Origin of the sequence: Pseudoalteromonas sp. SR45-5, assembly GCF_014163565.1 — a bacterium.
Lineage (GTDB): Bacteria > Pseudomonadota > Gammaproteobacteria > Enterobacterales > Alteromonadaceae > Pseudoalteromonas > Pseudoalteromonas distincta.
On the sequence record NZ_JACJDN010000328.1, the window covers coordinates 1 to 4,392 of the forward strand.

Annotated in this window: 5 protein-coding genes; 1 reads left to right on the top strand and 4 read right to left on the bottom strand. The window is 39.9% G+C overall.

Features of this window, described 5'->3' with window-relative positions; all coding sequences use genetic code 11:
* Positions 1–49: 49 nt before the first annotated feature.
* The 4 genes from dolP to H5072_RS12580 are packed head-to-tail and all read right to left on the bottom strand — an operon-like array spanning position 50 to position 3,508.
* The gene (gene dolP, locus H5072_RS12565; protein ID WP_039485369.1) at positions 50–616 is read right to left on the bottom strand and encodes a division/outer membrane stress-associated lipid-binding lipoprotein; all 567 of its coding nucleotides are present in this window, start codon (positions 614–616) and stop codon (positions 50–52) included.
* The gene (locus tag H5072_RS12570; RefSeq protein ID WP_166377030.1) at positions 609–1,202 is read right to left on the bottom strand and encodes an SIS domain-containing protein; all 594 of its coding nucleotides are present in this window, start codon (positions 1,200–1,202) and stop codon (positions 609–611) included. The genes dolP and H5072_RS12570 overlap by 8 nt, the downstream gene beginning before the upstream one ends.
* A 32-nt stretch (positions 1,203–1,234) precedes the next feature.
* On the bottom strand, positions 1,235–1,606 hold the full coding sequence (locus tag H5072_RS12575) for a YraN family protein (RefSeq protein WP_149602130.1): 372 nt from the start codon (positions 1,604–1,606) through the stop codon (positions 1,235–1,237).
* Positions 1,607–1,630: 24 nt separating this feature from the next.
* The gene (locus tag H5072_RS12580) at positions 1,631–3,508 is read right to left on the bottom strand and encodes a penicillin-binding protein activator (RefSeq protein WP_002957971.1); all 1,878 of its coding nucleotides are present in this window, start codon (positions 3,506–3,508) and stop codon (positions 1,631–1,633) included.
* A gap of 61 nt (positions 3,509–3,569) precedes the next feature.
* Between H5072_RS12580 and rsmI the strand changes: the two genes are divergently transcribed.
* Positions 3,570–4,392, top strand: an 823-nt coding sequence (gene rsmI / locus H5072_RS12585) for a 16S rRNA (cytidine(1402)-2'-O)-methyltransferase (protein ID WP_182693708.1), incomplete at its 3' end; no start/stop codon positions are given.

Below are 4,392 nucleotides of genomic sequence, written 5' to 3' on the forward strand. Positions count from 1 at the left end.
CAAAAAAAAAACCGCTTAATAAGCGGTTTTTTTATGTCTGTATTTTACTTTACATATATTCGAATACTTTAATTACACGCTCTACGCCAGATACATTTCGGGCAATGTTTACAGCTTGAGTAGACTCAGAGTCAGATACTAAACCCATTAAAAATACTTCAGCGTTTTCAGTAACTACTTTAATGTTATTACTGCTAATGTCTTTTGCTGTTAGTAGCTGAGCTTTTACTTTAGAAGTTAACCAAGAGTCATGCGTTTGTGTAGTAATGCCAATATTTGAGCCAATACGAATTTGGTTATGTATCTTACGAATACCTGAAACGCCCTCAATGGTACGCTGTGCTTCGTTTCTCATTTCTTCATTAGATACTTGGCCTACAAGTAAAACAATACCGTTAACGCTTACAGCGCTTATATTGGCAAACTTTTCAAGGCGTTCTACTTCGCTAAGTGCAATACTCGCTTTTATTTCAATATTGTTATCGTCAATTTGAGAGCCAATGGTACGGCGATCGTTCGCTGCAGTTACTGCACTGGCTGTACCTGCAACAACAGCAGCTGCGCAGCCTTGTAGTAATACAACAGTACCTAAAACAATAAGAGAGCGTTTAAACATAATTTTCATCCTGAGGGAAAAGCGTTAAATCAACAAGTTCGCTTAAACAATGTAAGTTAACTAAATGGGATTCGATAATGCGGCTAGGGCGTTTAGATGGGGATCTAATTTCAACATCGTTAGGGCCAAGTAGGCCAACCAACTCGCCACCATCATCACCAACCATAACTATGACCTTCATATCTTTAGTTAGTGCAGCTTCAACGGCAGAAATAACATGTTTTTCGTTACCGTTAATAGCCAGTACAAGCAATAAATCACCTTGCTGGGCAAAAGCGCGGACTTGACGAGCAAATGTATCGTGATCGTCTACCTGAGTACTTTGCCCAAGATTAACGTTTTCTTGCGATAGAGCAATTGCAGGTAAGCAGGGACGCTCGGTTTCATAGTGATTAACCAATACACCCGCTATATGCTGAGCGAGCATGTGGCAATTTGCAGTACCGCAGCAAATGAGTTTATTTCCGTTGATCAGACTTTGTGCAATAGTAAATGCAGCTGACTCAAGCGCACTAGGTAGCACTTCACCAGCAGCGATTTGAACTTGAATGCTTTCTGTAAAAATTTCTTTAATTGTGTCTTGCATAGCCTACCAATAATTTATCTTTGTATTTGCGTTTAAAATACATTTTTAAGCCAATTAATATTAGGAGATGCTTCTCCTGTAATGGCTACATAATCAATTCTTAGTGCTTGGTTAGTTAAATTTTTAGCTGCTAAGTAATGATAAATACTACGTTTTAATCGAGCTTGTTTTTGTGGGCTAAGTGCATAGTTGGCACCGCCACGGGCATTATTTTTGCGAAACTTGACCTCAATGAATACAAGGGTATCGCCTTCTTTCATAATGACATCAAGCTCGCCAAAGGGGCAGTAATAATTACGTTCAATGGGTGTTAAGCCCTGAGTAACTAAGTATTTTTGCGCTTCAAGCTCATAATACAGGCCTTTTTCGCGACTATTGTGCCACAGCTCTTTAAACCACGACATGCCGCCCCCTTAACTTAATAAAGTTTAATTTATAGTTTGTATATCACCCGCTGATTGCATAAACAATGGTACCGGGCGTTGTGTTTCTAATTGCACAGGCTTAATGCGACGGTTTGTATATTGAGCCCAGTCGAGCATACGTTCTATATGGCCACTGGTATTAACAGATAACTTACCGCTTAAGCCACTATATTGATTGCCTGGCATTACGCTTAACTGTCTAATGTCATGTAATATTGATACTGCATCGTATGCCATTGCAAATAAGCGTTGGCTAATATCAATTTGCTCTGGCCATAGAGAGTTGTACTGTTGGCGTAAATTATGTTGTTTAATTTGTGAATCAAGCATCCACGGTAATTCAGTGAAGTATAGGCCGTCTAAGTCGCCTTTGTCTGTACTGTCAATTTGTTTACTATGACTTTTAGAGCTTGCATAAAGTGGAATGCGATCAGCAAATGTACTGACGTTTACATCAAGGTAAGGTTTAATTAAGCGAGTTTCTATTGCATCACCCAAAATATAAATAACGTCTATATCACTGCGTGAACGCGTTTCGTTTTCTACTTCTTGCTTAAATAATGCTTTAACTGTTTGTATGCGATCTTTTGACTTATCAACTTCTAATAAGCTGGTAATTGTGTTCGGCATATCTTTTTTATCGTTATAAAAACCGATTTGTGGCTTGGTTTCGCTGTAGCGTTGCCACTGTAGGTTAAAATAATCAACTAAACGTTGGCCATTTGCATTATTTGGCGCAAGCAGCATAGGCTTTTGATAGCCCTTAGTTAAAAAGTGTTCCAGAGCTTGTTGTACTTCGTGCTCAGGGTTTAATGCAAAGTAATAATGCTGAAGCGAAATGCGCTCACCATCAAAGGTGTTTAAATGCAGTACCGGAGTATCAATAAGAGTTTGTGCATTGGCTAGTTTATCAATATTTGCTTTAAGTAGAGGACCAATTACAAAATCAGGCTTTATTTCTTCAAGTTGCGCTGCGATTTCCTCAGTGCTTAGGTTTTCATCAATAAAAATAGTGTCGTTGATAGTTTGCGTATCAAGTGCAGCTAACACACCGGCTTTAAGCGCATCACCTAAGCGTTCGTTAGGGCCTGATTGTGGAAACAACACAACTAAACGCTCTATATTAATAGGGGCGAGCTCAGTAAGCATTTCGTCTTGTTCAGGTAATACAGAAAAAGCCGGATGCCCAATATAGCGCCTGCGCCAATTATTAATTGCTTGGTCTAGCTCCACGCCACTACTTGCATATACTTGATAGTATAGACCAAGGTTTACCCAGCCTTGCTGGATAACCGAACCACGGTTAAAACGTTCAAGCGCATATGAAGAGAGCTGTTTTAAGTTATCCCACAAATTTTGATTGAGCTGAGGGATTTCTATATTGTTTTTTGTGGCTGTTTCAGAAGCTCTAAAGAAATAGGGGGCAGCTTTTTTAGGAAAATTTTGCGATGCATAAATACTGGCTGTTAAAAACTGATGCCATGCAAAATGCTCAGGTTGAGTAAGTTGTCCGTCTAGCGATTGCAAAATCACTAAAGCTTGATCATTCTTATTCTGTTGTTTTTGTGCAAATGCAATATAAAGACGGTTTTGGATTTGATCAACACTTGCGGTTAATTCAAGCTCATTACCAATTTTTTCTAACAAAGGCCAGTTTTGCTCACTAATTGCAGCATCACGGGCACTATACAATAACTGTATTTTATCGGCACCTTGGCGGTTTTGCGCCAATTGGTAGATAGATTGCGCACTGGTTGCCTGATTTTGCAGTGCATTAGTGCGGTTACTTACGTTATCGCTGTTTTTAGTTGGTTTTTCGGTTGTGCTACACGCCGATAACCCTGACAATATAATTAATAGACTAACTAGTTTAAGTCGCACAATGATTTCCCAATACGTTAACGCGATTTGCTTATATTACTGACTGACGCAGGAGACCTCAATGTTAAATGAGGAGAATTCACAGAAAATTGGCACTCTTTACATTGTTGCCACCCCAATTGGCAATTATGACGACTTAAGTCACCGTGCCATTGCGACATTATCGCAAGTTGACTTAATAGCTGCTGAAGACACTCGCCATACCGGCAAGCTACTTAGCCACTTTGGAATTAAGGCAAAAACGTTTGCATTACACGACCACAACGAAAAGCAAAAAGCACAGCAAATTATTGATCAACTTAATCAAGGTTTAAATATTGCTTTGGTATCTGACGCTGGTACACCGCTAATAAGTGATCCCGGGTACGCGGTTGTAAATCTATGTCGCGAACAAGGCGCTCATGTTACACCTGTTCCAGGTGCATGTGCTGCAATTACAGCCGTATGTTGTTCAGGCTTACCAACCGACCGTTTTCAGTTTATTGGTTTCACGCCAGCTAAAAGCAAAGCTCGCCAAGACTTTTTTACCGAAGCTGTTAACTCAGGCATTACCAGCATAATGTACGAAAGTACGCACCGTATTATGGCAAGCCTTGATGATTTAGCACTAGCACTTGGCGACGATCAACACGTTGTGTTTGCTAAAGAGCTAACCAAAACCTTTGAAACATTTTTTAATGGTAGTGTAAGTGAGCTTAAACAGTTTTTAACAGATGATCCTACCAAGCAGCGCGGCGAAATAGTGCTGATGCTTGCGGGCAAACCAAAGCAAATAGACGATGTTCCGCCTGAAGCGCGCAAAATGTTGGCACTTCTTGAAAGTGAAATGCCAATGAAAAAAGCCTGTGGCGTTGTAGCCGAATACTTTGGTATGAAGAAAAACG